The organism is Salmonella sp. SG203, assembly GCF_013350575.1.
GTDB lineage: Bacteria > Pseudomonadota > Gammaproteobacteria > Enterobacterales > Enterobacteriaceae > Salmonella > Salmonella enterica.
Genome location: NZ_SNMT01000002.1, coordinates 133,862 through 160,305, shown reverse-complemented (window position 1 = coordinate 160,305; position 26,444 = coordinate 133,862). Strand labels below are relative to the sequence as shown.

General features: G+C 52.5%; 29 protein-coding genes. 17 read left to right on the top strand and 12 right to left on the bottom strand.

Annotated elements, in window-relative coordinates; genetic code table 11:
• Positions 1 to 193 precede the first annotated feature (193 nt).
• Positions 194 to 364: a YlcI/YnfO family protein gene (locus HV477_RS03945; protein WP_001111006.1), complete on the top strand. Its 171-nt coding sequence runs from the start codon at positions 194 to 196 to the stop codon at positions 362 to 364.
• Here HV477_RS03945 and HV477_RS03940 read toward each other — a convergent pair whose 3' ends face one another.
• The 4 genes from HV477_RS03940 to hprR all read right to left on the bottom strand — a co-directional run bounded on the left by HV477_RS03940 (position 365) and on the right by hprR (position 4,263).
• Positions 365 to 475, bottom strand: coding sequence for a hypothetical protein (locus HV477_RS03940; RefSeq protein WP_001579221.1), 111 nt, complete (start codon positions 473 to 475; stop codon positions 365 to 367).
• Between the two features lie 108 nt (positions 476 to 583).
• Positions 584 to 2,053 carry a C69 family dipeptidase gene (locus tag HV477_RS03935; protein ID WP_079899246.1) on the bottom strand — a complete coding sequence of 490 codons (1,470 nt, stop codon included), beginning with the start codon at positions 2,051 to 2,053 and terminating at the stop codon, positions 584 to 586.
• A gap of 172 nt (positions 2,054 to 2,225) precedes the next feature.
• On the bottom strand, positions 2,226 to 3,590 hold the full coding sequence (locus HV477_RS03930; RefSeq protein WP_023216403.1) for a heavy metal sensor histidine kinase: 1,365 nt from the start codon (positions 3,588 to 3,590) through the stop codon (positions 2,226 to 2,228).
• A complete protein-coding gene (gene hprR / locus HV477_RS03925; protein WP_001579225.1) occupies positions 3,583 to 4,263 on the bottom strand; it encodes a response regulator transcription factor HprR in 681 nt (226 codons plus the stop codon). Before hprR ends, HV477_RS03930 begins: the two co-directional genes overlap by 8 nt.
• A 135-nt stretch (positions 4,264 to 4,398) precedes the next feature.
• Between hprR and hiuH the strand changes: the two genes are divergently transcribed.
• Entirely contained in the window at positions 4,399 to 4,809 is a 411-nt protein-coding gene (hiuH, locus tag HV477_RS03920) for a hydroxyisourate hydrolase (protein WP_000833188.1), read from the top strand.
• A gap of 332 nt (positions 4,810 to 5,141) precedes the next feature.
• Here the strand turns inward: hiuH and HV477_RS03915 are convergent, their stop codons facing one another.
• The 3 genes from HV477_RS03915 to hpaR all read right to left on the bottom strand — a co-directional run bounded on the left by HV477_RS03915 (position 5,142) and on the right by hpaR (position 7,892).
• Positions 5,142 to 5,654 carry a 4-hydroxyphenylacetate 3-monooxygenase reductase subunit gene (locus tag HV477_RS03915; protein ID WP_001195556.1) on the bottom strand — a complete coding sequence of 171 codons (513 nt, stop codon included), beginning with the start codon at positions 5,652 to 5,654 and terminating at the stop codon, positions 5,142 to 5,144.
• Between the two features lie 17 nt (positions 5,655 to 5,671).
• Positions 5,672 to 7,234, bottom strand: coding sequence for a 4-hydroxyphenylacetate 3-monooxygenase, oxygenase component (hpaB, locus tag HV477_RS03910; protein WP_000801496.1), 1,563 nt, complete (start codon positions 7,232 to 7,234; stop codon positions 5,672 to 5,674).
• Between the two features lie 217 nt (positions 7,235 to 7,451).
• Positions 7,452 to 7,892: a homoprotocatechuate degradation operon regulator HpaR gene (hpaR, locus tag HV477_RS03905; protein ID WP_000543920.1), complete on the bottom strand. Its 441-nt coding sequence runs from the start codon at positions 7,890 to 7,892 to the stop codon at positions 7,452 to 7,454.
• Between the two features lie 275 nt (positions 7,893 to 8,167).
• Here hpaR and hpaG point away from each other — a divergent pair, with 275 nt between their 5' ends.
• The 9 genes from hpaG to HV477_RS03860 all read left to right on the top strand — a co-directional run bounded on the left by hpaG (position 8,168) and on the right by HV477_RS03860 (position 17,219).
• Positions 8,168 to 9,457: a 4-hydroxyphenylacetate degradation bifunctional isomerase/decarboxylase gene (gene hpaG / locus HV477_RS03900; protein ID WP_000679210.1), complete on the top strand. Its 1,290-nt coding sequence runs from the start codon at positions 8,168 to 8,170 to the stop codon at positions 9,455 to 9,457.
• Positions 9,454 to 10,920: a 5-carboxymethyl-2-hydroxymuconate semialdehyde dehydrogenase gene (gene hpaE / locus HV477_RS03895; RefSeq protein WP_000723526.1), complete on the top strand. Its 1,467-nt coding sequence runs from the start codon at positions 9,454 to 9,456 to the stop codon at positions 10,918 to 10,920. The genes hpaG and hpaE overlap by 4 nt, the downstream gene beginning before the upstream one ends.
• A gap of 1 nt (position 10,921) precedes the next feature.
• A complete protein-coding gene (gene hpaD / locus HV477_RS03890) occupies positions 10,922 to 11,773 on the top strand; it encodes a 3,4-dihydroxyphenylacetate 2,3-dioxygenase (protein WP_000516978.1) in 852 nt (283 codons plus the stop codon).
• A 9-nt stretch (positions 11,774 to 11,782) separates the two neighbouring features.
• Positions 11,783 to 12,163 carry a 5-carboxymethyl-2-hydroxymuconate Delta-isomerase gene (locus HV477_RS03885; protein ID WP_079899156.1) on the top strand — a complete coding sequence of 127 codons (381 nt, stop codon included), beginning with the start codon at positions 11,783 to 11,785 and terminating at the stop codon, positions 12,161 to 12,163.
• A gap of 144 nt (positions 12,164 to 12,307) precedes the next feature.
• Positions 12,308 to 13,111 (top strand): 2-oxo-hept-4-ene-1,7-dioate hydratase, encoded by an 804-nt coding sequence (gene hpaH / locus HV477_RS03880; RefSeq protein ID WP_000884795.1) that lies wholly within the window; start codon positions 12,308 to 12,310, stop codon positions 13,109 to 13,111.
• Positions 13,112 to 13,121: 10 nt separating this feature from the next.
• Entirely contained in the window at positions 13,122 to 13,913 is a 792-nt protein-coding gene (hpaI, locus tag HV477_RS03875) for a 4-hydroxy-2-oxoheptanedioate aldolase (RefSeq protein WP_000785062.1), read from the top strand.
• Between the two features lie 71 nt (positions 13,914 to 13,984).
• A complete protein-coding gene (gene hpaX / locus HV477_RS03870) occupies positions 13,985 to 15,361 on the top strand; it encodes a 4-hydroxyphenylacetate permease (RefSeq protein ID WP_001285795.1) in 1,377 nt (458 codons plus the stop codon).
• Positions 15,362 to 15,370: 9 nt separating this feature from the next.
• On the top strand, positions 15,371 to 16,267 hold the full coding sequence (hpaA, locus tag HV477_RS03865; RefSeq protein WP_000336602.1) for a 4-hydroxyphenylacetate catabolism regulatory protein HpaA: 897 nt from the start codon (positions 15,371 to 15,373) through the stop codon (positions 16,265 to 16,267).
• Between the two features lie 13 nt (positions 16,268 to 16,280).
• The gene (locus HV477_RS03860) at positions 16,281 to 17,219 is read left to right on the top strand and encodes an MBL fold metallo-hydrolase (RefSeq protein WP_079899157.1); all 939 of its coding nucleotides are present in this window, start codon (positions 16,281 to 16,283) and stop codon (positions 17,217 to 17,219) included.
• Between the two features lie 407 nt (positions 17,220 to 17,626).
• Here HV477_RS03860 and HV477_RS03855 read toward each other — a convergent pair whose 3' ends face one another.
• The 3 genes from HV477_RS03855 to cbpA all read right to left on the bottom strand — a co-directional run bounded on the left by HV477_RS03855 (position 17,627) and on the right by cbpA (position 19,868).
• Positions 17,627 to 17,989: an anti-adapter protein IraM gene (locus HV477_RS03855; RefSeq protein ID WP_001537781.1), complete on the bottom strand. Its 363-nt coding sequence runs from the start codon at positions 17,987 to 17,989 to the stop codon at positions 17,627 to 17,629.
• Positions 17,990 to 18,642: 653 nt separating this feature from the next.
• Positions 18,643 to 18,948, bottom strand: a complete 306-nt coding sequence (gene cbpM / locus HV477_RS03850; RefSeq protein WP_001284251.1) for a chaperone modulator CbpM — start codon at positions 18,946 to 18,948, stop codon at positions 18,643 to 18,645.
• The gene (gene cbpA / locus HV477_RS03845) at positions 18,948 to 19,868 is read right to left on the bottom strand and encodes a curved DNA-binding protein (protein WP_000420603.1); all 921 of its coding nucleotides are present in this window, start codon (positions 19,866 to 19,868) and stop codon (positions 18,948 to 18,950) included. The genes cbpM and cbpA overlap by 1 nt, the downstream gene beginning before the upstream one ends.
• Before the next feature lie 235 nt (positions 19,869 to 20,103).
• Between cbpA and HV477_RS03840 the strand changes: the two genes are divergently transcribed.
• The 5 genes from HV477_RS03840 to agp all read left to right on the top strand — a co-directional run bounded on the left by HV477_RS03840 (position 20,104) and on the right by agp (position 24,891).
• Complete coding sequence (locus tag HV477_RS03840; RefSeq protein ID WP_001118902.1) at positions 20,104 to 20,466, top strand: copper resistance protein; 363 nt, start codon at positions 20,104 to 20,106, stop codon at positions 20,464 to 20,466.
• A gap of 48 nt (positions 20,467 to 20,514) precedes the next feature.
• Positions 20,515 to 22,401: a protein-disulfide reductase DsbD gene (locus HV477_RS03835; RefSeq protein WP_079899158.1), complete on the top strand. Its 1,887-nt coding sequence runs from the start codon at positions 20,515 to 20,517 to the stop codon at positions 22,399 to 22,401.
• Positions 22,398 to 23,021, top strand: coding sequence for a DsbA family protein (locus tag HV477_RS03830; protein WP_000876690.1), 624 nt, complete (start codon positions 22,398 to 22,400; stop codon positions 23,019 to 23,021). Before HV477_RS03835 ends, HV477_RS03830 begins: the two co-directional genes overlap by 4 nt.
• Positions 23,011 to 23,517, top strand: a complete 507-nt coding sequence (locus HV477_RS03825) for a protein disulfide oxidoreductase (RefSeq protein WP_000729208.1) — start codon at positions 23,011 to 23,013, stop codon at positions 23,515 to 23,517. Before HV477_RS03830 ends, HV477_RS03825 begins: the two co-directional genes overlap by 11 nt.
• A 132-nt stretch (positions 23,518 to 23,649) precedes the next feature.
• Positions 23,650 to 24,891, top strand: coding sequence for a bifunctional glucose-1-phosphatase/inositol phosphatase (gene agp / locus HV477_RS03820; protein ID WP_000749201.1), 1,242 nt, complete (start codon positions 23,650 to 23,652; stop codon positions 24,889 to 24,891).
• A 33-nt stretch (positions 24,892 to 24,924) separates the two neighbouring features.
• Here agp and HV477_RS03815 read toward each other — a convergent pair whose 3' ends face one another.
• Together HV477_RS03815 and wrbA are read right to left on the bottom strand one after the other, a co-directional pair.
• Complete coding sequence (locus HV477_RS03815) at positions 24,925 to 25,152, bottom strand: YccJ family protein (protein WP_001143125.1); 228 nt, start codon at positions 25,150 to 25,152, stop codon at positions 24,925 to 24,927.
• Positions 25,153 to 25,172: 20 nt separating this feature from the next.
• Positions 25,173 to 25,769 carry an NAD(P)H:quinone oxidoreductase gene (wrbA, locus tag HV477_RS03810; protein ID WP_001062898.1) on the bottom strand — a complete coding sequence of 199 codons (597 nt, stop codon included), beginning with the start codon at positions 25,767 to 25,769 and terminating at the stop codon, positions 25,173 to 25,175.
• Between the two features lie 384 nt (positions 25,770 to 26,153).
• Here wrbA and HV477_RS03805 point away from each other — a divergent pair, with 384 nt between their 5' ends.
• On the top strand, positions 26,154 to 26,321 hold the full coding sequence (locus HV477_RS03805; protein WP_001273663.1) for a general stress protein: 168 nt from the start codon (positions 26,154 to 26,156) through the stop codon (positions 26,319 to 26,321).
• The last annotated feature ends 123 nt before the right edge of the window (positions 26,322 to 26,444 follow it).

Genomic DNA, 26,444 nt, shown 5'->3' with positions numbered 1-26,444 from the left:
AGGCATCCTGACGTCCATACGTAGTGGCGATCATGGGGGGAGATCGGTACATTAAATGTTCATAAAATCTACAAACTTCACAATTTAGGGCACAACTTTTATTGAAAACCCACCTTCTTGACTCAGATCAAATTCACCGATTTACTCCTGCGTAAAGTAACGGCGTTACATCAAATGTTATACAGGTGTGTGTATGCCAGCAAAGCCCCGGACAAGTAAGACCGTGACGAAGAACATTCGTTTTTCCTATTCCATGCTTGAACAGATAGAATTCGCGTTGAAATCTGAAAAGACGCGGAATTTTTCAGCATGGGTAAAAGAGGCCTGTCGGGAAAAGTTATGTAACACGGGACATAAGCTGTAGTTATCGTCTTATGTAAGAGGGGGCGGCCATTTTGAAAAGAACAACGTGCTTATATACCTCCTGGGTCTTTGCCGCTTTTATCTCTTTGCTGATATTTGCCTGGAGTGTCATAAACTATCCTCTCTATGAATCCATAATAATTATTGTCTTTTATATCTGGCTAATTCTGGTACCGCTTTATCTTATTGTGTATGAGTGGCTAATAGATTGTCATTAAATTTATGGTTGCGTACTTGAAAAGTGATATTTCATATCTGTACGGTAAGTCATTGTCGTAATAATATTATTGGTCAGGCGACGGGCGAGCGTCTGCGCATTTTGCATCGTTTTATCTTCAAAATTTTGCAGTAAGCGTTGCGCTTCTTTCGGATGCGACGCATATAATCTCAGATAGCTCTGCTCCATCTTATACTGCTGCTTAGCTGTTTGCTGTTCAAATGTTTTCCAGGCGTGTTGCACATCTGGCGCAAACGCATTGTAGTCCTGCATAACCAGCGTTTGCAGCGTGCGGAATGTCCAGTAGGTAGAGTCGTTGCTCGCCCGATCGGTTCCTTTATCATCTCCGGGTTGATAATGACGCATCCTCTGATAATAGGGGAGATAGACGCTAAGAGATGGCATTCCATAGGCGATGTATTCTACGTTGCCGATAGCCTGCGGTAATTTCGGTCTGACCTGTAAAATATGTGACTCCTGGGTACGAAAAACGGATATGGGTCGCCATGGTTCTTGTGGATTATGACTGGCATAAGGGTCGTGCGACGTTCCCTGATAGTGATTGCGTAACGCGTTTTTTACTGCCGCCACGCTGATCTTCGTTATTGGCGTTAAAAAAACAGGAAATGTTTCCCCTTCGCTAACGACCGTATCCAGATGCGGATTAAACTGATGTTGTAGCGTCCAGACGCGCGGATAATTATAGGTGGTATCGTTTTTGTTATCCTGCGAATAGGCTTGATGAAAGTCGAATTCGCCGCGGGCCGGATCATATAATCCCTGCTTTTTCGCAAAGCTTACTAACGTTGGTGACGCCATATAATTCGCGTTATCATTCGGATCGTAATGGCGTAAACGTCCCTGATTGGCGGAAACGAAATAGCTATCTGCCGGAAGTCGTACTGCCAGCCATTGATGTCCGCTTCCCGTCTCCAGATACCATATCTCTTTGCTATCAATAAACGCGACGCCGAAACCTTCGCCTGCGCCTTTTTGTTCAATAATGTCTCCCAGTAATTTGGCGCCCTGACGCGCCGATTGCGCCACTGGCAGGATCACGGACTCAATGGCGTCTTCCGTGATCCCCGTTTTTGTCACGTAAGGATCGGCAGCCAGCGCCGCTCTGCCGTTATAAATGGTTTCCGTTGCGCTCATTCCGACGCCCGCCGAATTGAAACCGGCTTCACCCATGGCGTTATCGTTAGTATCAAAGTCATGAATCGCCGTATAGCGCATCGCTGTCTCCGGAAGCGGCCAGCTAAAATTGTTCCGATGTGCTTTATACTCGCCTTGTTGATGAAACGCGACGGGATGAATAACCTTATGCTTGGCGTTATTTGCCGAGCCATCCTCGTTGCGTGCGATAATAAAGGAGCCGTCAGCCGAAGCCTGATTGCCTACCAAAAGGGTAGTACAGGCGATGACTTTACCCATACCCAGCAGCGTAACGGCGAATGCAAGATACTTTTTCATAAAGGTTCCCACTGAATAACGCGTTATGGGATGAATTGACCCTGGATTGAAAACCGAGAAAGTGATCGAGCCAGCAATATTCTTTGCCGGCATCCTTTATTTTCTCTTTATTGAGGTTGTATTGATAACCACAGCCCTGTGGCAGGGAAGGGGAACAGAACCTGTCCTGACCTTAGCTATCACCACTATCAGGCAGACGAACCGAAAAGATATTATGTTCATCGGCATAGCGGTAAGATGCCGAGCCACCGTGTAATAGAGCAATCGCGTTAACCAACGATAGCCCCAGGCCGAAACCGGCAGTGTGGCGGGCATTATCTCCTCGCCAAAAACGCCGGAAAAGCTTATCCGCATCGGCGGGGTGGCTGCCCGGATTAGCGACCCGAATTTCTGCAACGTTATCATCATAAGCGCTTTCAATACGTATCACGGCGTTTTCATCAGAATAACGGATGGCATTCGTCAGCAGGTTTGAGAGCACTCTTTGTAATAATATTTCGTCAGCCCATACCGTTCCCTGACATTGATTTATAAAACAGATGCGCTTCTCCTCGGCAAGGGGGCTAAGATAATCCAGCATATTTTCGACTAGCGCATTGAGCGAAACAGGCTGTTTTTTTACCGCTATATTCTGGTGCTCCGCGCGTGCCAGAAAGAGAATATTTTCTGTCAGTCGCGACAGTCCCTCCAGCTCTTCAATATTATCGACAAGGGCTTGTTGATACTCTTCGGCGCTGCGTTCCTGACTCAGCATCACCTGGTTTTTCCCCAGTAAAATATTAACCGGCGTGCGCAGCTCATGCGCCAGATCGTCGGCAAATTGGTTCAGGCGTTCAAAATCGTCGGAAAGCTTCTGGCGCATGGTATTTAGCGCTTGTCCAAGCGGCCTGAGCTCAACGGGTAACGCCTGTTCCGCCAACGGCTGGCGAAGTGTGCCGCTGTCTGTCGCCGCGGTAAGTCGGCTGAGCGACGTAATGGCCCGCAGCCCGTTTCTGATGACTAATGGACTGAGCGCCGAACAGACGAGGATCGCGATAAGGCTCATCAGCAAACTGTTGCGGCGATATTGCGCCAGCATTTGCCGCCTTTCCGTCGCCAGCCTGGCAATAGTAAGGGTCAGCGGGTCATCGCCGCTTCTGGCATTTACTCGTACCGCGGTCAGCTCCGTGCCTTGTACCGCCTGGCGAAATAAGGTTTCGCGGGTGATGTTTTTAGCCAGCGGAATTTCGTTAAAGCGTTGGTCGGGGATGCCGCTATGATTAATCGCAACATTGTGGCCTGTTGCTGAATGGATCAATAAGATATCCTGCTTCGTATCCACCATCCGATTGAAATAGAGCGGCAGATTTTCCGGTCTGGCGCCATCCAGTAACAGTTGCTGCATTTGCGCCGCCCGATTTATTAGCGTCATATCATCCCGATACGTTAATTCTTTGCTCAGCGCGTTATAGAGCGTCCAGCTAATGCCGGTACAGGCGAGGATAAGTATGGCGATAAAAGAAATTGTCAGGCGCAGCGTCATTGATAACTTAACCATTCTGCGACGTTTCCGCCTGTAATCGATAACCCATCCCCCGGACGGTCATAATGAGCTTCTTTTCAAATGGATCGTCTACTTTGGCGCGCAGCCGACGAATCGCGACATCAACGGTGTTGGTTTCACTATCAAAGTTAATTCCCCAAACTTCGCTGGCGATCGCGGTTCGGGGCACGATTTCTCCTGCCCGGGACGCCAGTAACCAGAGGAGCAGGAATTCTTTGCGGGTCAGGGAAATCGGTTTGCCATTTCGTGACACCGATTGCTTTGTGGCATCCATGTCCAGACCATTGATCGTCAGTCGGGTAAAGACCGGGACGTGCTGTCTGAGTTGAGCTCTCACCCGGGCCAGCAGTTCGGCGAAGGAAAAAGGCTTAACAAGGTAATCATTAGCGCCCGCCTCAAGACCTTTGACGCGATCCTCAACCGAGTCGCGCGCCGTCAGGCAAATAACAGGGGGCTGATATGCAGTGCGTAACGCGCGTAAAACCTGCCATCCATCAAGCCCCGGCAGCATAATATCAAGAATAATCAATGAATAATGTTCCTGAAGGGCCAGGTGCAATCCGTCTCGTCCATCACAGGCATAATCAACCACATAGCCTGCCTCCGTGAGTCCCTGACGTACCCACTCAATGGTTTTCTGGTTATCTTCAATCAATAAAATCTTCATCAACGCAGTATGCCATAGGCTTGTTAGCGAATCCGTAAATCTCCAACAAGATGACATAATTGTCATGTCCGTGTAAGGTTAATCCTGGACGCGCCAGATATATTTTCCTGCATCAATACCGTAAAGGAGTGAAGCATGAAACGATATATACTGGCTACCGTGATAGCATCTCTTGTTGCAGCCCCGGCAATGGCGCTGGCCGCTGGCAACAATATTCTCAGCGTACATATTCTCGATCAGCAAACAGGCAAACCGGCGCCCGGCGTGGAGGTGGTACTGGAGCAGAAAAAGGATAACGGATGGACGCAATTAAACACCGGGCATACCGACCAGGATGGACGAATTAAAGCACTGTGGCCCGAAAAAGCTGCCGCGCCGGGGGATTATCGCGTTATTTTTAAAACCGGCCAGTATTTTGAAAGTAAAAAACTGGACACGTTTTTCCCGGAGATTCCCGTCGAGTTTCATATCAGCAAAACGAATGAGCACTATCATGTGCCGCTGTTATTAAGTCAGTATGGTTATTCAACCTATCGCGGGAGCTAATTTAGAGCCTATCCCATTAGGGCTATTTTACTTGCCATTTTGGACCTGGGCAGTGCTCGCCAAAACGCGTTAGCGTTTTGAACGCCGCTAGCGGCGGCCCGAAGGGCGAGCGTAGCGAGTCAAACCTCACGTACTACGTGTACGCTCCGGTTTTTGCGCGCTGTCCGTGTCCAAACTGGCTGCGCCAATAACGCCTGGTGGGACAGGCTCTTAGATTTTATTAATCGCCGGGATTTATGGCGAGCAAACATCGCGGCGGGAATAAAAATCTTCAGCGTATCGACTCTTCTCCCACAAGCGGTGGTTATCCCGCTTGTGGGCATGAGTGACGGTTAAACAGGCGCTTCCATCTCAAGTCTGACCGGATGAAAACGGCGTTTGAAATAAATCAGGCCATGCCCATCCTGGCTAAGGATAATATTTTTGATCGCCACCAGATACACCAGATGCGTGCCAATGGTTTGTACCTCGCTGATCTCGCCTTCAAGACCGGCCAGCGCGCCGTTAAGTACCGGCTGGCCCAGCGGCCCGTTTTGCCAACATGGCTGGTGAAAACGCTCCTCCATCGCCATCCCCGTCATACCGGCAAAGTGGCGCGCCATCAGCTCCTGCTCATGGTTAAGTACATTAATGCACAGCCTGCCGTTGCCCTGAAAAACGGGGTTCATGGCGCTATTGGCATTAATACATACCATCACGGAGGGCGGCGTATCGGTGACGGAACAGACCGCTGTTGCGGTGATACCGCAGCGTCCGGCGTGACCCGCAGTGGTTACGATGTTGACCGCTGCCGCCAGACTTGCCATCGCATCGCGAAAACGCAGACGTTGTTCATCTACTTGCATGAGAACCTCCTGCCGCGTTATTTCAGCAGCTTATCCAGTTGATTGATGTCGTCGTTATTGTGCAAATGCGAAACCGTCCAGCCATTCTGATCGTATTCGGAGAGGCAGCGATCGACCATTGCCATCATCTTATCCATATTGCCGGAACTCTGGGCCTGACGCAGGCACTGCAAACGAATTTCATCCTGGCTGCCCGAGTAGTTAATCTCGTACAGCTCATGGCGACCGCCAAACTCGCTGCCGATGGCATCCCACATCAATTTAAGAATTTTGATACGTTCAACATGGTCCATTCCGTTAGAGCCGCGTACGTATTTCGCCAGGTACTGGTCGATTTGCGGATTATTCAGATCGCGGGCGCTGGAAGGCAGGTAAATCAGGCCGCTGGTAACGTTACGTTCAATAATATTTTTAATTTTCGCGTAGGCCATTGGGGCCATCACACGATAGGTTTGCAGCGCGGCGTGGTCCGGTAGCCAGGCGCCGTTTACCCACGGGGTTGCTTCAGAACACATAGAATCGCTCAATGCCCAGAACATATTGCGCCAGGCCACGACTTCGCCGAGATCGGCCTGCACGCCCCGGAACTCTACGGTACCCGTACATTCGAGCGATTTTTTCAGCAGCGCGGTAATGAAATCAAGTTTAACCGCCAGACGAACACAGGCTTGCAGTGGATACATACGGGCAAAGCCGCCTTCCATCGTCCAGCGACGACAACGATCGAAATCACGGTAAATTAATACGTTTTCCCACGGGATCAGCACCTTGTCCATCACCAGAATGGCATCGTTTTCATCAAAACGGCTGGAGAGGGGATAATCAAACGGCGAGCCCGTCGCGCCCGCGACCATTTCATACGAGGCGCGCGAAATAAGTTTTACGCCTTCGGCATCCATTGGCGCGACAAACATCAGAGCAAAGTCCGGGTTTTCGCCCATCACCTGGGCTGAGCCGAAACCAATCATGTTGTAGTGAGTCAGGGCGGAGTTAGTGGCGACGACTTTCGCCCCGCTGACAATAATCCCGGCGTCCGTCTCTTTCTCCAGCTTGATATAGACGTCTTTCACTTCGTCGGCAGGTTTGTGGCGGTCAATGGGCGGGTTGACGATTGCATGGTTAAAGTACAGGCCGGTCTCCTGAATACGGGTGTACCAGTTGCGGGCGTTCTGCTCAAACTGGCCGTAGAAGGCTGGGTTAGCGCCCAGGGCGCAACCAAAGGCGGCTTTGTAATCCGGTGTGCGTCCCATCCAGCCGTAACTCAGGCGTGACCACTCGGCGATAGCATCACGCTGTTGGCGCAGATCGTCTGCGCTTTTCGCCACGCGGAAAAATTTATGCGTATAACCGCCGCTGCCGGTATCGGTATTCCAGCATAGGGTATCTTGCATCGACGGTTTATGTAATGCGTCATACAGTTGTGCGACAGAGGCTGCGGCATTGCGGAATGCCGGATGTGTCGTAACATCTTTAACGCGTTCGCCGTAAATATAAATTTCCCGCCCGTCCTGCAGGCTTTTTAAATACTCTTCGCCCGTTAACGGACGCTTGTTATCAGTACGAAAATCTTCAGGTTTCATTGCGGCCTCTTCCTCGTTAATCGGAATGTTTTGTTAATAATATGTTTCTTATTTGTTGTTCAATTGAATAGGCAGAAGCGTAAACTGTGAAGAGACTTTCAGGACAACGGCGGGTACTTTTCAGATGAACGTCGAAGAAGAAGAGTAAAATGCGATCGCCGTCAACGTTGTAAGCGGGAGGGGATTCCCGTGTCGGCGGCGTGGGAAGGAAAGAATACTATGCTTCCGCTTCGCTATCAGGATGCTGGCGTCCCAGAGCAATAAGATCGTCCAGCAGCAGCATCAATTGCTGTGTTTTTTCGGGCGTGAAATCGGCCTCAATTTTTCGATAAGCCTCTTCTACCTGGCTTCGGGCACGGGCGTACAACGTTTGTCCCTGCTCCGTCAACATGACATATAACTTACGCTGATCGTTAACCGGCTTGAGTCGCAACACCAGTCCGTCTCGCTCCATGCGCGTCAATATTCCGGTCAGACTTGGACGCAAAATGCAGGAACGAAAGGCCAGCTCGTGAAAATCCATAGAGGGGCTATCGGCCAGGATTCGCACAATGCGCCATTGCTGGTCGGTCAGATTGTGGCTTTTAACGATGGGGCGGAAATAGGTCATTGCCGCTTCGCGCGCCTGAAGCAATGCGATGGTTAATGAATCATGCATAAGCGTTTCTCTTTTGCAGAATTATTAATACCTGAATAATTCGTGTTTACCGATGTGAGCTATGACATCTGTTTTATGTCCAAAGTTTAACAGAAACAAGGACTTTTATTTAACTCTTTGATATGTATGCATTTAATAATAAATTTGTGAAAATATTGTTAATCACATCACAAATACTTTACTTCAGCTTGCTAAATGTACAGCGAAAGCATAAATCTAATCATTAATATATTAATGAAATCACAGCCCGTTGAAGCGGCCTGAGGAGTTTATGTATGAAGGGTACTGTTTTCGCCGTTGCGTTAAACCATCGCAGTCAGCTTGATGCCTGGCAAGAGGCTTTCTCTCAGCCTCCCTATAATGCGCCGCCTAAAACCGCAGTGTGGTTCATCAAACCGCGTAATACGGTGATTCGTCACGGCGAACCCATTCCTTATCCGCAGGGAGAAAAGGTACTGAGCGGCGCGACAGTGGCGCTCATTGTGGGGAAAACCGCCAGCCGGATACGCCCTGAAGCGGCGGCGGACTATATCGCCGGGTATGCGCTGGCTAACGAGGTCAGCCTGCCGGAAGAGAGCTTTTATCGCCCGGCGATTAAAGCGAAATGTCGCGATGGCTTTTGCCCGCTGGGTGAAATGGCGCCGCTGAGTGATGTGGATAACCTCACCATTATCACGGAAATCAACGGACGAGAAGCGGACCACTGGAATACTGCCGATTTACAGCGTAGCGCCGCACAACTGCTTAGCGCGTTAAGTGAGTTCGCTACGCTTAACCCTGGCGATGCGATCTTACTCGGTACGCCGCAGAATCGCGTTGCGCTGCGTCCCGGCGATCGGGTGCGTATTCTGGCGAAAGGTTTACCCGCTCTGGAAAATCCGGTTGTCGCAGAAGATGAATTCGCCCGCCACCAGACTTTTACGTGGCCGCTGTCAGCGACGGGTACGTTATTTGCGTTGGGGTTGAACTACGCCGATCACGCCAGCGAGCTGGCATTTACGCCGCCGAAAGAGCCGCTGGTATTTATCAAAGCGCCAAACACCTTTACCGAACATCACCAAACGTCGGTGCGCCCGAACAACGTCGAATATATGCACTACGAAGCCGAACTGGTCGTGGTGATTGGCAAAACGGCGCGTAAGGTGAGCGAAGCCGAAGCCATGGAGTATGTGGCCGGTTACACCGTCTGTAACGACTACGCGATCCGCGACTATCTGGAAAACTACTACCGTCCGAATCTGCGGGTAAAAAGCCGCGACGGCCTGACGCCGATAGGCCCGTGGATTGTGGATAAAGAGGCGGTTTCTGATCCGCACAACTTGACGTTACGCACCTTTGTTAACGGTGAGCTGCGCCAGGAAGGGACGACCGCCGATCTGATCTTCAGCATCCCGTTCCTGATTTCTTATCTGAGCGAATTTATGACGTTGCAGCCGGGCGACATGATTGCCACCGGTACGCCGAAAGGGTTGTCCGATGTGGTGCCGGGGGATGAAGTTGTCGTGGAAGTAGAAGGCGTGGGTCGCCTGGTTAACCGAATCGTCAGTGAGGAGAGTGCAAAATGAAGAAAATAAATCATTGGATTAACGGCAAAAACGTTGCAGGTAACGACTACTTCCAGACCACTAACCCGGCGACCGGTGACGTGCTGGCGGAAGTGGCCTCCGGCGGTGAAGCAGAAGTGAACCAGGCTGTCGCGGCGGCAAAAGAGGCGTTCCCGAAATGGGCCAACCTGCCGATGAAAGAGCGCGCGCGCCTGATGCGTCGCCTTGGCGATCTGATTGACCAGCATGTGCCGGAAATCGCAGCGATGGAAACCGCCGACACCGGCCTGCCTATTCACCAGACTAAAAACGTGCTGATCCCGCGCGCCTCGCATAACTTCGAATTCTTCGCCGAAGTGTGCCAGCAGATGAACGGCAAGACCTACCCGGTTGACGATAAAATGCTCAATTATACGCTGGTGCAGCCCGTCGGCGTCTGCGCGCTGGTGTCGCCGTGGAACGTGCCGTTTATGACCGCGACCTGGAAAGTTGCGCCGTGCCTGGCGCTGGGTAACACCGCGGTGCTCAAAATGTCCGAGCTGTCGCCGCTGACTGCCGACAGGCTGGGCGAGCTGGCGCTGGAGGCAGGAATTCCGGCAGGCGTGCTGAACGTGGTGCAGGGCTACGGCGCGACGGCGGGCGATGCGCTGGTACGCCACCATGACGTGCGTGCGGTGTCGTTTACCGGCGGTACCGCCACCGGTCGCAATATCATGAAAAATGCCGGCCTGAAAAAATACTCGATGGAGCTGGGCGGCAAATCGCCGGTGCTGATTTTTGAAGATGCCGACATTGAGCGCGCGCTGGACGCCGCGCTGTTCACCATCTTCTCAATCAACGGCGAACGCTGCACCGCCGGGTCGCGCATCTTTATCCAGCAGAGCATTTACCCTGAGTTCGTGAAGCGCTTTGCCGAACGCGCGAATCGCCTGCGTGTCGGCGATCCGACCAACCCGAACACTCAGGTCGGCGCGCTGATTAGCCAACAGCACTGGGAAAAAGTCTCCGGTTATATCCGCCTCGGCATTGAAGAGGGCGCAACGCTGCTGGCGGGCGGTGCGGAAAAACCCACTGACCTGCCTGCGCATCTGAAAGGCGGTAACTTCCTGCGACCAACCGTGCTGGCCGATGTCGATAACCGTATGCGCGTCGCGCAGGAAGAGATCTTTGGGCCAGTTGCCTGCCTGCTGCCATTCAAAGACGAAGCGGAAGGGTTACGCCTGGCGAACGACGTGGAATACGGTCTGGCCTCTTATATCTGGACCCAGGACGTGAGCAAAGTGTTGCGCCTGGCGCGTGGGATTGAAGCCGGCATGGTCTTCGTCAACACCCAGAACGTCCGCGACCTGCGCCAGCCGTTCGGCGGCGTGAAAGCCTCCGGTACCGGGCGCGAAGGCGGCGAATATAGCTTCGAAGTGTTTGCGGAAATGAAAAACGTCTGCATCTCAATGGGCGACCATCCTATCCCAAAATGGGGAGTTTGATATGGGCAAGTTAGCGTTAGCAGCAAAAATTACCCACGTGCCGTCGATGTATCTTTCTGAACTGCCGGGAAAAAACCACGGTTGCCGTCAGGCAGCCATTGATGGGCATATTGAAATTGGCAAGCGTTGCCGCGAAATGGGCGTTGACACCATTATCGTATTCGACACCCACTGGCTGGTGAATAGCGCTTATCACATTAATTGTGCCGACCATTTCCAGGGCGTCTATACCAGCAACGAATTGCCGCACTTTATTCGCGACATGACCTATGACTATGACGGTAATCCGGAGCTCGGCCATCTGATCGCCGACGAGGCGGTCAAACTGGGCGTGCGCGCCAAAGCGCACAACATCCCGAGCCTGAAGCTGGAGTATGGCACGCTGGTGCCGATGCGCTACATGAACAGCGACAAGCACTTCAAAGTGGTCTCCATCTCGGCGTTCTGTACTGTTCATGACTTTGCCGACAGTCGCAGACTGGGCGAAGCCATTCTCAAGGCGATTGAGAAATATGACGGTACCGTAGCGGTATTCGCCAGTGGTTCTCTGTCGCACCGTTTTATTGACGACCAACGGGCGGAAGAGGGGATGAACAGCTACACCCGCGAGTTCGATCACCAGATGGACGAGCGCGTGGTCAAGCTGTGGCGCGAAGGCAAATTCAAGGAGTTTTGCACCATGTTGCCGGAGTACGCCGACTACTGCTACGGCGAAGGCAACATGCACGACACGGTCATGCTGCTGGGAATGCTGGGTTGGGACAAATACGACGGCAAGGTGGAGTTCATCACCGACCTGTTCGCCAGCTCCGGTACCGGCCAGGTGAACGCTGTTTTCCCGCTGCCTGCGTAAGGGGTGTTTATGCCGCACTTTATTGCTGAATGTACTGAAAATATTCGCGAGCAGGCTGATTTACCCGGCCTGTTCAGCAAAGTAAACGAGGCGCTGGCCGCCAGCGGGATTTTCCCCATCGGTGGTATCCGCAGTCGCGCCCACTGGCTGGGTACCTGGCAGATGGCTGACGGTAAGCATGATTACGCGTTTGTGCATATGACGCTGAAAATCGGCGCCGGGCGCAGCCTGGAGAGCCGTCAGGAAGTCGGCGAAATGCTGTTTGGGCTGATTAAAGCCCACTTCGCCGACCTGATGGAGAACCGCTATCTGGCGCTGTCGTTTGAGATTGCCGAGTTACATCCGACGCTCAATTACAAACAAAACAACGTACACGCGTTATTTAAATAGCACACTCTTTCGCCCGGTGGCGCTGCGCTTACCGGGCCTACAAAAAAAACGATGCACGAAGCAATACCGAACCGTAGGCCGGGTAAGACGCACCCGCGTCGCCACTCGGCGCAGCAGCACCGAATGACGTAACAGGAAGCAACTATGCTCGATAAACAGACCCATACCCTGATCGCTCAGCGACTTAATCAGGCTGAAAAACAGCGTGAACAGATTCGCGCAGTGTCGCTGGATTATCCCAACATCACTATTGAAGATGCCTATGCCGTACAGCGTGAATGGGTCAATATCAAGATTGCCGAAGGGCGCACGCTCAAAGGCCACAAAATCGGCCTGACCTCAAAAGCGATGCAGGCCAGCTCGCAAATCAGCGAACCGGATTACGGCGCGCTGCTTGACGATATGTTCTTCCATGACGGCGGCGATATCCCCACCGACCGTTTTATCGTCCCGCGTATTGAAGTGGAGCTGGCGTTTGTGCTGGCGAAACCGCTGCGCGGCCCTCACTGCACGCTGTTCGACGTCTACAACGCCACGGATTATGTGATTCCGGCGCTGGAACTGATTGACGCCCGCAGCCACAACATCGACCCGGAAACCCAGCGTCCGCGCAAAGTGTTCGACACCATTTCCGACAACGCCGCCAACGCCGGGGTGATCCTCGGTGGTCGCCCCATTAAACCAGACGAGCTGGATCTGCGCTGGATCTCCGCGCTGCTCTATCGCAACGGCGTGATCGAAGAAACCGGCGTCGCCGCAGGCGTGCTGAATCATCCGGCCAACGGCGTGGCGTGGCTGGCGAACAAGCTTGCCCCCTACGATGTCCAGCTTGAAGCCGGGCAGATCATCCTCGGCGGCTCGTTCACCCGCCCGGTGCCGGCGCGCAAGGGCGACACCTTCCATGTCGATTACGGCAACATGGGCGCGATCAGTTGCCGGTTTGTGTAAGGAAAAAACGATGAAAAATGCTTTCAAAGACGCGTTAAAAGCGGGGCGCCCGCAAATCGGTTTGTGGCTGGGGCTTGCCAACAGTTACAGCGCTGAACTGTTAGCGGGCGCTGGCTTCGACTGGCTACTGATCGACGGTGAACACGCGCCAAACAACGTGCAGACGGTGTTGACCCAGTTGCAGGCGATTGCGCCTTATCCCAGCCAGCCGGTGGTGCGTCCGTCATGGAACGATCCGGTACAGATTAAGCAACTGCTCGACGTCGGCGCGCAAACGCTGCTGATACCGATGGTGCAGAATGCCGATGAAGCGCGAAACGCCGTGGCGGCTACGCGTTATCCGCCTGCTGGTATTCGCGGCGTGGGCAGCGCGTTGGCGCGGGCATCGCGCTGGAACCGCATTCCGGACTATCTCCACCAGGCCAACGACGCCATGTGCGTACTGGTGCAGATTGAAACGCGTGAGGCGATGAGCAATCTGGCGTCAATTCTCGACGTGGATGGCATTGACGGCGTGTTTATTGGTCCGGCGGATCTCAGCGCCGATATGGGCTTTGCCGGCAATCCGCAGCACCCGGAAGTGCAGGCGGCGATTGAGAACGCCATCGTGCAGATACGCGCGGCGGGAAAAGCGCCGGGGATTCTGATGGCCAATGAAGCACTGGCGAAACGTTATCTGGAACTGGGGGCGCTATTTGTCGCCGTCGGCGTTGACACCACGCTGCTGGCGCGCGGAGCGGAGGCGCTGGCGGCGCGCTTTGGCGCAGAAAAAAACCTGTCCGGTGCGTCCGGCGTCTATTAAGCCTGGCCCGGTAAGCGCAGCGCTACCGGGCAACCGTAGTACCCTACAAAATTCCCATCAGAGGAAAAAAAATGAGCGACACATCATCTGCACTTCCGGAAAGCCCCGAGTCTGTCCGTTCGCACAACGCGCTCAGCACGGGTCAACAAACCGTCATAAATAAACTGTTCCGCCGACTGATTGTATTTTTATTCGTGTTGTTTATCTTCTCGTTTTTAGACCGTATCAACATCGGTTTTGCCGGGTTGACGATGGGGCAGGATCTGGGGTTAAGCGCCACCATGTTTGGCCTTGCCACGACGCTGTTTTACGCCACCTACGTCATTTTCGGCATTCCCAGCAACGTGATGTTGAGCATCGTCGGCGCCCGCCGCTGGATTGCGACCATTATGGTGCTATGGGGCATTGCATCTACCGCCACGATGTTCGCGGTGGGACCGAAAAGCCTGTATGTGCTGCGAATGCTGGTGGGCATTACCGAAGCGGGCTTTTTGCCAGGAATATTGCTCTATTTAACCTACTGGTTCCCGGCATTTTTCCGCGCCCGCGCCAACGCATTATTTATGATTGCCATGCCAGCCACTACCGCGTTGGGGTCGATTGTCTCCGGCTATATTTTATCGCTGGACGGCATATTCAATCTGCATGGATGGCAGTGGTTATTCCTGTTGGAAGGATTTCCGTCAGTTTTGTTAGGCATTATGGTCTGGTTTTACCTGGATGATACCCCGGCAAAAGCCAAATGGCTGACGGCAGAGGATAAAAAATGTTTGCAGGAGATGATGGATAATGATCGCCTGACGCTGGTTCAGCCTGAGGGGGCCATCAGCCATAACGCCATGCAGCAGCGTAGCCTGTGGCGCGAAGTATTCACGCCAATTGTACTGATGTATACGCTGGCCTATTTTTGCCTTACCAATACGCTTAGCGCCATTAGTATCTGGACGCCGCAAATCCTGAAAAGTTTTAATGAAGGCAGCAGCAATATCACCATCGGCCTGCTGGCGGCGATCCCGCAGATTTGTACTATTCTGGGCATGATTTACTGGAGCCGCCATTCGGACAAACATCAGGAGCGTAAACACCACACTGCGTTACCGTTCCTGTTTGCCGCCGCGGGCTGGCTGCTGGCGTCGGCGACCGACCATAACCTGATCCAGCTCCTGGGGATCGTGATGGCATCCACGGGTTCCTTTAGCGCGATGGCGATCTTCTGGACCACGCCGGATCAGTCGATCAGTTTACGCGCCAGGGCGATAGGCATTGCGGTCATCAATGCCACCGGCAATATTGGCTCCGCGCTCAGCCCGTTTATGATTGGCTGGCTAAAAGATATCACCGGTAGCTTCAATAGCGGACTCTGGTTTGTCGCTTCTCTGTTAGTCGTCGGCGCCGCCATTATCTGGCTCATTCCCATGAAAGCATCGCGTCCGCGCGCCACCCCTTGAGGAGAAACTATGTGCCAACGTGCGATCGCCAATATTGATATCAGCAAAGAGTATGACGAAAGCATGGGCAGTAACGATGTGCATTATCAGTCGTTTGCTCGTATGGCGGATTTCTTTGGTCGTGATATGCAGGCGCATCGCCACGACCAGTTTTTTCAAATGCACTTTCTTGATACCGGGCAGATTGAGCTACAGCTCGACGATCATCGCTATTCGGTGCAGGCGCCGCTATTTGTGCTTACGCCGCCCTCGGTGCCACATGCTTTTATTACCGAATCGGATAGCGATGGTCATGTTCTGACGGTACGCGAAGAGCTGGTTTGGCCGCTGCTGGAGGTGCTTTATCCCGGCACCAGAGAGGCCTTCGGCCTGCCGGGAATCTGTCTGTCGCTGGCGGATAAACCCAACGAGCTGGCGGCGCTCAAACATTACTGGCAGCTAATTGAGCGGGAGTCCACGGAACAACTGGCTGGCTGCGAACATACCCTGGTGCTACTGGCGCAGGCGGTATTTACCTTGCTGTTGCGTAATGCGAAGCTGGACGATCACGCCGCAACCGGGATGCGCGGTGAACTGAAACTTTTTCAGCGCTTTACCCTGTTAATTGACAACCACTTCCATCAGCACTGGACGGTGCCCGATTATGCCTGCGAGCTGCATATTACCGAATCTCGTTTGACCGATATTTGCCGACGTTTTGCTAATCGCCCGCCTAAACGCCTGATTTTTGATCGGCAATTACGCGAGGCGAAACGACTGCTGCTTTTTTCCGACAATGCTGTCAACGAGATCGCCTGGCAATTAGGTTTTAAAGATCCGGCTTATTTCGCCCGTTTCTTTAATCGCCTTGCTGGCTGTTCTCCTTCGCAGTTTCGCCAACGTGAAGTTCCCTCTTTTCTCAACTAAGAAGAGTAAAAACATGATGAAAAAAAGCGTCGCTATGCTGGCGGTTTGTATGCTGGCGCAAAGCCACCTTGCCATTGCTGCCGGTACTCCTGCGCCTCAAGAGATCAACATTGTTTTACTGGGCACCAAAGGCGGGCCTTCTTTGCTCAATACAGCCAGACTACCGCAAGCGACGGCGCTCACTATCGGCGATAAAATATGGCTGATAGATGCCGGCTACGGCGCCAGTCTGCAACTGGTGAAAAACGGCATTCCACTGCGCAACATCAATACTATTTTGCTCACCCATCTGCACAGCGACCACATACTGGATTATCCTTCCTTGCTGATGAATGCCTGGGCAAGTGGTCTGAAAGACCATACCATACAGGTTTATGGCCCGCCGGGAACCCAGGCGATGACGAAGGCTAGCTGGAAGGTCTTTGACAGGGATATCACGTTACGCATGGAAGAAGAGGGGAAACCCGATCCGCGCAACCTGGTTAAGGCGACCGATATTGGCCAGGGCGTCATCTATAAAGATGAACTGGTCACAATAAGCGCGCTGAAAGTGCCTCATTCCCCTTTTCCGGACGGTGAAGCGTTTGCTTACCGTTTTGATACCCAGGGTAAGCGAATCGTCTTCTCTGGCGATACGTCCTGGTTTCCGCCGCTTGCAACGTTTGCCCAAGGGGCGGATATCCTGGTACATGAGGCGGTACATGTCCCTTCGGTAGCAAAACTGGCTAATAGTATTGGCAACGGAAAAACGCTGGCTGAAGCGATTGCGTCGCATCACACCACGATTGAAGATGTCGGTAAGATTGCTCGCGAGGCCCACGTGAAAAAACTGGTGTTAAGTCATCTGGTGCCTGCGACGGTTGCGGATGGCGTCTGGCAACAGGAAGCCATGAAAAATTACCCGGGCCCTGTCATTGTCGGTCATGACAATATGACGATAAGCGTACCGTAGGTATCAGAGCAGGGATAAACCCACGGGCTGACATGATGTCAGCCCGTTATGCTTTTGGCGATCAGCATGACGCGCAGAGCTTTTGTCTAAAACATTATTTTTTCTAAACACTACTTGCTGATTTTTATGCACAATAAAGGTAAGATGATTGCTCTGGTGAAATATCACTAAATAAGAATGTCACGGATGGAATTTATACAGTGTTAAAAGCAATGCGTTTCTTTGTCTGCCGGCCATCAGTAATATCCTCTGTACCGGCTCCTCGTTGCCAAAGTGAAGGTTAGATTAAACGAATCAAAAAATATCCGAACTGTACAATTTTTATATCAAACATATTTAACTGCAAAATACTGCAAACGTGCGCGAATACACTTAATCAGTAGTATGGCTAATGCATACTTTATTTCCTAAACTTTCTTATTATCTATTTGAATATTTCTGGTTAAACCAAATGGACAAACGGATACCAGACACTCGAAAGGATAACTGCAGGCTTCTGGTTTAGGATTGCAGTTACCAGGACAGTGGCTATTTTCTTTAAGCGATTTCCATAGAACAGGATTAAACCTGGTAACGTTGTAAACAGTAACGGGATAAAGTTTATCGTTTATTAAGACCCCCTTATTAAAGGGGATGATAATGCTACCTGGAGGCATGTAAACATCTGCCTGATACCATAAGGTCAATCTAAGATTTTTTAGGCTATGTATGCATGAGAACGACACTCCGGTAGAGGGACTTATAACTGTATCAACGACCTTCCATTCCATTACAGAAACCTTTTAAGTGAAATAGTCAATGGTGTAAATTACATTTTCCGCAAGCCTATTCAGGATAGATGAAAATCTGAGAAACATAACTCGTTGAAAACGATCGTTTTTTATTGACCACTCTATTTATATTGATTTTTTAATAAGTTATTTATTTTATGCTCTTATTTTGTTTACATTCTATTACATTTTTGTATTTTAGGCGTGGTGTAAATATTGGGCGGTAGTGGATGTTATAACGCTCAATTATTAAACTGTAAGTGACTGTTGTATTTCTTATTTATAAATACCGCAACCTGTAAGCGCAGCGGTACATTTTACCCGGCATTGACAGGGAGAAGGTACGTATCAACCAGAGAGTACAAAACAGTGAAAGAATATATTCTTCAGGCAATAAATGATCGCTAACGTGTAAAAATAACCGACGTATCTAAAAAATGTGAACGTGTGGCTGGTCTTTATTTAAACGATGATCTTCGCAATGGCGCATTAATGGCTGACATTGGCGGTTCGTTGATCGGGGTGTGAGCGGTGAAAGGCTATATTTCTTCCGTTGGGGGAAGTATGTCAGAGGCATTCTGGTATTATACCGGGTGCATGTAAATCCGGGGTGGGCAGAAAGCCCACCCTCGGTTTATTGCCTTTATCGTGGATTAGGGATGCGAGATAAAGCGAGAAAGGCGTTGCAGCAGTAACCGGTTTTCTTCGCGCAGCCGTGAATTCTCTTCCAGCAGCGTTAACGCGACCGCGATCCCAGGCCAGTCGAGCGCCAGCTCCTCGCGTAAGCGTAGCGCGCGTTGTACCACGCTCGCTGCGCGATCGTCGAATTGCCAGTCGGCGTTATCGTCTTCGTAAGGCTCAATTACGCCAAGTCCGACGATTTCGTTTAGCTCCTCTTCCGTCACGCCGGTGTGCAAACAAAATTCGGTGATGGTAAAGGTGACAGTGATGTTAGCCATTATGCTTTCCCCCATTGCTGGCGTGGGTCAAAGGACGACTGCGCGTCCGCCAGTTGTTGCCACAGGGCAGCTGTTTTCTCGTCAGGTTTCGGCGGCATAACGATTTTGATGATGGCATAGAGATCGCCAGTGTGCTTTTTACTGGCTAATCCTTTTCCTTTGATACGCAGCCGCTGACCAGCCTGGCTGCCGGGGGGAATGGTCAGCAAAATACGCTCTTTAAGCGTTGGCACAGACACCTTAGCGCCGAGCGCCGCCTCCCATGGGGCAAGCGGAAGGACGACTTCCAGATCCTGATTGACAATATCAAAGAGCGGATGCGGGGCAATATGGATAACGAGCCATAAATCGCCATTAGGTCCGCCGTTTTCCCCCGGCGTGCCCTGGCCTTTCAGTCTGATTCGTTGCCCGTTGCTGACGCCAGCCGGGATTTTCACATTCAATGTTTTGGGAATTTCCCGCTCCACCAGGCCGAACGCGTTATAAACGGGGACGGAATAGCTAATCGTACGCTGGTGCTCTTCCAGCGTTTCTTCCAGGAATACCGCCACTTCAATTTCGATATCATGACCGCGTGCGGCGTGGCGGTGGTGCGAATGGCGACCGTGCTGACCAAAAATAGACGAGAAAATATCATCAAAATCTTCGGCGTTATACGGCTGGCCTTCGTGTTGCTGGAACTGGCGATTAAATTGTGGATCGTTACGGTGTTGCCATAACTGGTCATACTCGGCGCGCCGTTGCTCATCACTCAGCACTTCCCATGCTTCAGCAACCTCTTTGAAACGGGCTTCGGCATCGGGTTCTTTGCTGACATCTGGATGGTACTTGCGGGCCAGTCGGCGATAGGCGGTCTTAATCGTCTTGAGATCGTCCGTCGGTTTCACGCCCATAATGGCGTAATAATCCTTAAGTTCCATAGCATCATCTCGCTAAATCAATACATACAGAAGGGACCCCAAAAAGGTTTCTCCACTAAGTGTAGGGTAAACCTGAAAAGTGCGTATGAAAACACCAGTTATATCATTAGTAAGAATAAATTACGTTGTTCGACTATCAGAAGGTTGCGCAGCGCGCCGACATAACTTTACAGGGGAAAGGTTGCCAAAACCGCGCCAGTGGCTAAGATAACTCGCGTTAAACAGTGAGGGCGCAATGGCGAAACAACAACGGATGGGCTGGTGGTTTCTTTGCCTTGCATGTGTCGTGGTAATGGTTTGTACCGCGCAACGCATGGCGGGCCTGCACGCCTTGCAGATGCAGGCGACGGCCTCTGCTGCGGTGGTCAGCGCTCCCTCCTCGACAGATGACGGCTCGCCGGTCACTCCCTGTGAATTAAGCGCCAAGTCGCTGCTGGCGGCGCCTCCGGTACTCTTTGAAGGCGCTATCCTTGCGCTTTGTCTACTGCTTTCCTTACTGGCGCCTGTCCGGGTCATGCGCCTGCCGTTTTCGCCTCCACGGGCTATTTCGCCGCCCACATTACGGGTACATCTACGATTTTGTGTCTTCCGTGAATGACAGACCGGTTATTGCTAACGGTTAATTACTCATTCACGGAGAAAAAATATGATGATTTTGTTCAGGCGGATACTGTTCTGCCTGTTATGGCTTTGGCTGCCCGTCTCCTGGGCGGCGGAAAGCGGCTGGCTGCGTTCGCCCGATAACGACCATGCCAGCATACGGCTACGTGCCGATACGTCCGCTAACGGCGAGACCCGGCTGTTACTGGATGTCAAACTGGAAAACGGCTGGAAAACCTACTGGCGCGCGCCGGGGGAAGGGGGCGTGGCACCCTCTATCGCCTGGAAAGGCGACATGCCTGAGGTAAGCTGGTTCTGGCCAACCCCCTCGCGCTTTGATGTGGCGAATATCACCACCCAAGGATATCACGACGAGGTGACCTTTCCGATGATCGTGCGCGGTACGCCGCCCGCGACCTTGAGCGGCGTGTTGACGTTATCAACCTGCAGCAATGTTTGTCTGTTGACCGATTACCCCTTTTCCGTGACGCCCACTGTGCAGAATGCCGATTTTGCCCATGACTATGCGCGGGCGATGGGTAAAGTTCCGCTCCGCAGTGGACTAACGGACTCACTTGACGTCGGCTATCGCCCGGGAGAACTGGTGGTCACTGCTACGCGAGCGGCGGGCTGGTCATCGCCCGGGCTCTATCTTGACACCATAGATGACGTCGATTTTGCGAAGCCTCGCCTGCGCGTAGAGGGCGACAGGTTACAGGCGACGGTGCCGGTGACGGACAGTTGGGGCGAAAAGGCGCTCGATTTGCGCGACAAATCGCTGACCCTCGTGTTAGCCGATGGCGCTATCGCCCAGGAGAGCACGCAAACCATTGGCGCTGCGCCAGCGCAAACGCCGGACAATGCGGCGCTACCTTTCTGGCAAGTTGTAATGATGGCGCTAATCGGCGGACTGATTCTTAATTTAATGCCCTGCGTACTGCCTGTTCTGGGCATGAAACTTGGCTCTATTTTATTGGTAGAGGAAAAAAGCCGCTCTCACATCAGGCGACAATTTTTGGCCTCGGTCGCCGGTATCATTGCGTCATTTATGGCGCTGGCGGCGTTTATGACCCTCCTTCGCCTGTCAAACCATGCGCTGGCCTGGGGAGTCCAGTTCCAGAATGCATGGTTTATTGGTTTTATGGCGCTGGTGATGTTGTTGTTTAGCGCCAGCCTGTTCGGGCTTTTTGAGTTCAGGCTTCCCTCATCTATGACCACGAAACTGGCCACTTACGGCGGTAATGGTATGTCAGGACATTTCTGGCAGGGGGCATTCGCCACGCTGCTGGCGACGCCTTGTAGCGCGCCGTTTCTGGGCACGGCGGTCGCGGTGGCGCTCACGGCGTCGCTGCCGACGCTGTGGGGGCTGTTCCTTGCGCTTGGCCTGGGGATGAGCGCGCCGTGGCTACTGGTCGCGCTACGACCAGGACTTGCGCTACGTTTACCGCGCCCCGGACGTTGGATGAATGTCCTGCGCAGGATCCTCGGTCTGATGATGCTGGGGTCGGCTATCTGGCTGGCGACGTTACTCCTGCCGCATTTCGGCTTCACTGCGTCAAAGAGCGCGCAAGACACGGTTCAGTGGCAACCGTTGAGTGAACAGGCAATCCAGTCGGCGCTGGCGCAGCATAAGCGGGTATTTGTCGATGTCACTGCGGACTGGTGTATTACCTGTAAAGTGAATAAATACAACGTCCTGCAAAAAGAGGATGTACAGGCCGCCTTGCAACAGCCGGATGTTGTGGCGCTGCGGGGAGACTGGACGCTGCCGTCCGATGCCATTACAGATTTTCTGAAAACGCGCGGCCAGGTCGCCGTGCCGTTTAATCAGGTATATGGCCCCGGCTTGCCGGAAGGGGAGGCACTGCCCACTTTGCTGACCCGCGATGCGGTATTACAAACGTTGAAAAAAGCGAAAGGAATAACCCAATGAAATACATGATTGTTTTACTGCTGGCGCTGTTTTCGACGCTGAGCATCGCGCAAGAAACCGCTCCTTTTACGCCGGATCAGGAAAAGCAGATTGAAAATCTGATCCATGCGGCGTTGTTTAACGATCCTGCCAGCCCGCGGATAGGCGCTAAACACCCTAAGCTGACGCTGGTGAACTTTACGGATTACAACTGCCCGTACTGCAAACAGCTTGATCCGATGCTGGAAAAGATTGTGCAGAAATATCCTGACGTTGCGGTCATTATTAAACCGCTGCCATTCAAAGGAGAGAGTTCCGTACTGGCGGCGCGTATTGCGCTGACCACCTGGCGCGAGCATCCGCAACAGTTCCTCGCGCTACATGAAAAACTCATGCAAAAGCGCGGTTACCATACGGATGACAGTATTAAACAGGCCCAGCAGAAAGCAGGGGCTACGCCAGTGACGCTGGATGAAAAAAGCATGGAAACGATACGCACTAATTTGCAGTTGGCAAGGCTGGTCGGCGTGCAAGGAACGCCAGCGACGATCATTGGCGACGAGCTGATTCCGGGCGCAGTGCCCTGGGATACGCTGGAAGCGGTGGTGAAAGAAAAACTGGCGGCTGCCAATGGCGGCTAAACTGCGGCGTTGGCTGCGTGAAGCCGCGGTTTTTCTGGCGCTCCTCATCGCGATAATGGTGGTCATGGACGTCTGGCGCGCGCCGCAGGCGCCTCCGGCGTTTGCCGCGACACCATTACGTACGCTGACGGGAGAGTCGACAACTCTGGCGACATTGAGCGAAGAACGCCCCGTACTGCTCTATTTTTGGGCCAGCTGGTGCGGGGTATGCCGCTTTACTACGCCTGCGGTCGCTCGCCTGGCGGCGGAAGGGGAAAACGTCATGACCGTTGCGCTCCGCTCCGGCGATGACGCTGAGGTTGCCCGCTGGCTGGCGCGCAAGGGCGTTGACTTCCCGGTCATCAATGATGCTAACGGCGCCTTATCCGCTGGATGGGAAATCAGCGTGACGCCAACGCTGGTGGTGGTTTCACAAGGTCGGGTTGTGTTCACCACCAGCGGCTGGACCAGCTATTGGGGCATGAAGCTTCGGCTGTGGTGGGCAAAAACGTTCTGAATATGCGCCGGGGTTTCCCGGCGCTAACGCGTTTACTGTAAGAAAAACCCCCGTTTTGCGAAATCGTTCCCGGAAAAATGATCCATTTCTGTCACACTCAGAACGATTTGATAACAACAAGAGGTCATAGGGATGAAAAAATCATTACTCGCTGTTGCTGTGGCAGGGGCTGTTTTGTTGTCATCCGCCGTACAGGCGCAGACAACGCCGGAGGGTTATCAATTACAACAGGTGCTGATGATGAGCCGCCATAATCTGCGGGCGCCGCTGGCGAATAATGGCAGCGTACTGGCGCAGTCGACGCCGAACGCCTGGCCGGCGTGGGACGTTCCCGGCGGGCAACTGACGACGAAAGGCGGCGTGCTGGAAGTCTATATGGGACACTACACACGTGAATGGCTGGTCGCGCAGGGGCTGATACCGTCGGGAGAATGTCCGGCGCCCGACACGGTATATGCCTATGCGAATAGTTTGCAGCGCACCGTCGCCACCGCGCAATTTTTCATTACCGGCGCTTTCCCCGGCTGTGATATTCCTGTTCATCATCAGGAAAAAATGGGCACTATGGACCCTACCTTCAATCCGGTAATTACCGATGATTCCGCCGCGTTCCGGCAACAGGCCGTACAGGCGATGGAAAAGGCGCGTAGTCAGCTACATCTTGATGAGAGTTATAAACTGCTTGAGCAGATAACGCATTATCAGGACTCGCCGTCCTGCAAAGAGAAGCATCAGTGTTCGCTAATCGACGCGAAAGATACCTTCAGCGCGAACTATCAGCAAGAGCCTGGCGTGCAGGGGCCGCTGAAAGTAGGGAACTCGCTGGTGGATGCGTTTACCCTGCAATATTACGAAGGGTTTCCGATGGATCAGGTCGCCTGGGGCGGGATCCACACCGATCGGCAGTGGAAGGTGCTGTCAAAACTGAAAAACGGCTATCAGGACAGCCTGTTTACCTCACCCACGGTGGCGCGCAATGTCGCTGCGCCGCTGGTGAAATATATCGATAAGGTGCTGGTTGCCGATCGCGTTAGCGCGCCGAAGGTTACCGTGCTGGTGGGGCATGATTCCAATATCGCGTCGCTGCTGACGGCGTTGGATTTTAAACCCTATCAGCTCCATGACCAGTATGAGAGAACGCCGATTGGCGGTCAGCTTGTCTTCCAACGCTGGCATGACGGCAACGCTAACCGGGATTTGATGAAAATCGAGTATGTCTACCAGAGCGCCCGGCAGTTACGTAACGCGGAAGCGTTAACGCTCAAATCGCCCGCGCAAAGGGTAACGCTGGAACTGAAAGGATGTCCGGTGGATGCGAACGGCTTCTGTCCGCTGGATAAGTTCGATAACGTCATGAACACTGCCGCAAAATAGCCGTATGCCCCCGCGCAGGCGGGGGCGTTTGTGTTATACATTCTTACGTTCGATGATTTGTTCGCCCCAGAAGAGCGAGTCTTTGTCCGTTTTCTCAAAGGCTTTGATCAGCACCTCATCGCTACCTTCTTCCCATATTTTTTCTGCCAGTTTCTCGTCATAGTGAGCGACTTCAAAAATGGCTTCGGCAATTTCCGGCGACGTATTACGCAGGCTTGCCCATTCGCCGACGCGGTGCGCTTTTGCTTCTTGAGTTGGCATTCGAATCCTCCTGTTGAAGATTAGCCGTTGAGTTTGACTGCCAGACCGGCGACGTATTCCCCCTGATAGCGAGCGATAGAGAGTTCCTCCTGGCTTGGTTGACGTGAACCGTCGCCTCCGGCGATAGTCGTTGCGCCGTAAGGCGTGCCGCCGCGAACCTGGGAGACGTCAAACAGTTCCTGTGCGGCATAGCCTATCGGGACAATCACCATCCCATGATGGGCAAGCGTAGTCCAGGTCGAGGTGATGGTCTGCTCCTGGCCGCCGCCCGTTCCGGTAGAACTGAACACGCTGCCGAGCTTGCCGTATAGCGCGCCGGATGCCCACAGTCCACCGGTTTGATCCAGGAAGGTACGCATCTGGCCTGACATATTGCCAAACCGGGTTGGCGTACCAAAAATAATGGCATCGTAATCCGCCAGCTCCTGTGGGGTGGCAACCGGTGCGTTTTGCGTTTTACCGCCAGCTTTTGCGAAGATTTCAGGCGGCATTGTTTCTGGCACACGCTTTATAATGACCTCTGCGCCGTCGACTTTCTTTGCCCCTTCCGCCACCGCGTGCGCCATGGTTTCAATGTGTCCGTACATGGAATAATAGAGCACCAGAATCTTTGCCATTTGTACTACTCCTCAGATTAATCAGGTGTGTAGCGATTCGCTACGTCTATTTAAAGATATGCTCTCCTGTGAAGAGTGCAAATTTCAGCGCCATTTCTTTGATTTATAACAATAATTAATTTGGCGACCTTTGTTGCAAAATGATACATTTTTAAGCGCTTTGATTTTCCCAAATATAAGAATAACTTATTTATTTCTTATGGTTATTATTCTGCGTATTCGGCTTCCAATGTTGCAGAATATTTCGGTAAGCGGCCTACCACGACGTTTTTCACTATGCTTAATGTTACGCGGCGTTACTGATGATATCGTTCATACGCGGCGCGAGGAGATACTCCTCATTACCTATGCAATATGATGTCTAATCTATGACGGAGGTCAGTAATGGCAAACCATCGTGGCGGTTCCGGTAATTTTGCGGAAGACCGCGAAAGAGCATCAGAAGCAGGTCGTAAAGGTGGTCAGCACAGCGGGGGCAATTTTAAGAATGACCCGCAGCGTGCATCCGAAGCAGGCAAAAAAGGGGGCAAAAGCAGTAACCGTAATAGCTAGCCTGCGTCACAACAGCAAGACGCTGAGCGTTTCGCGCTAAAAAGCGTCATGCGCCACCGCCGCCGGATTTCCGGCGGTTTTTTTGTTTATAAGCCGGATTTGGTATGCTTGCGTCCTGACAAA

Bases quoted from the DNA above. Each gene is read 5' to 3' on its own strand.
- HV477_RS03940 (WP_001579221.1), bottom strand. From the start codon at position 475: ATGACACTCCAGGCAAATATCAGCAAAGAGATAAAAGCGGCAAAGACC.
- HV477_RS03885 (WP_079899156.1), top strand. From the start codon at position 11,783: ATGCCGCACTTTATTGCTGAATGTACTGAAAATATTCGCGAGCAGGCT.
- hpaD (WP_000516978.1), top strand. From the start codon at position 10,922: ATGGGCAAGTTAGCGTTAGCAGCAAAAATTACCCACGTGCCGTCGATG.
- HV477_RS03930 (WP_023216403.1), bottom strand. From the start codon at position 3,590: ATGGTTAAGTTATCAATGACGCTGCGCCTGACAATTTCTTTTATCGCC.
- hpaH (WP_000884795.1), top strand. From the start codon at position 12,308: ATGCTCGATAAACAGACCCATACCCTGATCGCTCAGCGACTTAATCAG.
- cbpM (WP_001284251.1), bottom strand. From the start codon at position 18,948: ATGGCTAACATCACTGTCACCTTTACCATCACCGAATTTTGTTTGCAC.
- cbpA (WP_000420603.1), bottom strand. From the start codon at position 19,868: ATGGAACTTAAGGATTATTACGCCATTATGGGCGTGAAACCGACGGAC.
- hpaI (WP_000785062.1), top strand. From the start codon at position 13,122: ATGAAAAATGCTTTCAAAGACGCGTTAAAAGCGGGGCGCCCGCAAATC.
- HV477_RS03815 (WP_001143125.1), bottom strand. From the start codon at position 25,152: ATGCCAACTCAAGAAGCAAAAGCGCACCGCGTCGGCGAATGGGCAAGC.
- agp (WP_000749201.1), top strand. From the start codon at position 23,650: ATGAAAAAATCATTACTCGCTGTTGCTGTGGCAGGGGCTGTTTTGTTG.
- hpaA (WP_000336602.1), top strand. From the start codon at position 15,371: ATGTGCCAACGTGCGATCGCCAATATTGATATCAGCAAAGAGTATGAC.
- HV477_RS03835 (WP_079899158.1), top strand. From the start codon at position 20,515: ATGATGATTTTGTTCAGGCGGATACTGTTCTGCCTGTTATGGCTTTGG.
- hprR (WP_001579225.1), bottom strand. From the start codon at position 4,263: ATGAAGATTTTATTGATTGAAGATAACCAGAAAACCATTGAGTGGGTA.
- HV477_RS03915 (WP_001195556.1), bottom strand. From the start codon at position 5,654: ATGCAAGTAGATGAACAACGTCTGCGTTTTCGCGATGCGATGGCAAGT.
- hiuH (WP_000833188.1), top strand. From the start codon at position 4,399: ATGAAACGATATATACTGGCTACCGTGATAGCATCTCTTGTTGCAGCC.
- hpaB (WP_000801496.1), bottom strand. From the start codon at position 7,234: ATGAAACCTGAAGATTTTCGTACTGATAACAAGCGTCCGTTAACGGGC.
- wrbA (WP_001062898.1), bottom strand. From the start codon at position 25,769: ATGGCAAAGATTCTGGTGCTCTATTATTCCATGTACGGACACATTGAA.
- HV477_RS03860 (WP_079899157.1), top strand. From the start codon at position 16,281: ATGATGAAAAAAAGCGTCGCTATGCTGGCGGTTTGTATGCTGGCGCAA.
- HV477_RS03805 (WP_001273663.1), top strand. From the start codon at position 26,154: ATGGCAAACCATCGTGGCGGTTCCGGTAATTTTGCGGAAGACCGCGAA.
- hpaR (WP_000543920.1), bottom strand. From the start codon at position 7,892: ATGCATGATTCATTAACCATCGCATTGCTTCAGGCGCGCGAAGCGGCA.
- HV477_RS03825 (WP_000729208.1), top strand. From the start codon at position 23,011: ATGGCGGCTAAACTGCGGCGTTGGCTGCGTGAAGCCGCGGTTTTTCTG.
- HV477_RS03945 (WP_001111006.1), top strand. From the start codon at position 194: ATGCCAGCAAAGCCCCGGACAAGTAAGACCGTGACGAAGAACATTCGT.
- HV477_RS03830 (WP_000876690.1), top strand. From the start codon at position 22,398: ATGAAATACATGATTGTTTTACTGCTGGCGCTGTTTTCGACGCTGAGC.
- HV477_RS03840 (WP_001118902.1), top strand. From the start codon at position 20,104: ATGGCGAAACAACAACGGATGGGCTGGTGGTTTCTTTGCCTTGCATGT.
- HV477_RS03855 (WP_001537781.1), bottom strand. From the start codon at position 17,989: ATGGAATGGAAGGTCGTTGATACAGTTATAAGTCCCTCTACCGGAGTG.
- hpaG (WP_000679210.1), top strand. From the start codon at position 8,168: ATGAAGGGTACTGTTTTCGCCGTTGCGTTAAACCATCGCAGTCAGCTT.
- hpaE (WP_000723526.1), top strand. From the start codon at position 9,454: ATGAAGAAAATAAATCATTGGATTAACGGCAAAAACGTTGCAGGTAAC.
- hpaX (WP_001285795.1), top strand. From the start codon at position 13,985: ATGAGCGACACATCATCTGCACTTCCGGAAAGCCCCGAGTCTGTCCGT.
- HV477_RS03935 (WP_079899246.1), bottom strand. From the start codon at position 2,053: ATGAAAAAGTATCTTGCATTCGCCGTTACGCTGCTGGGTATGGGTAAA.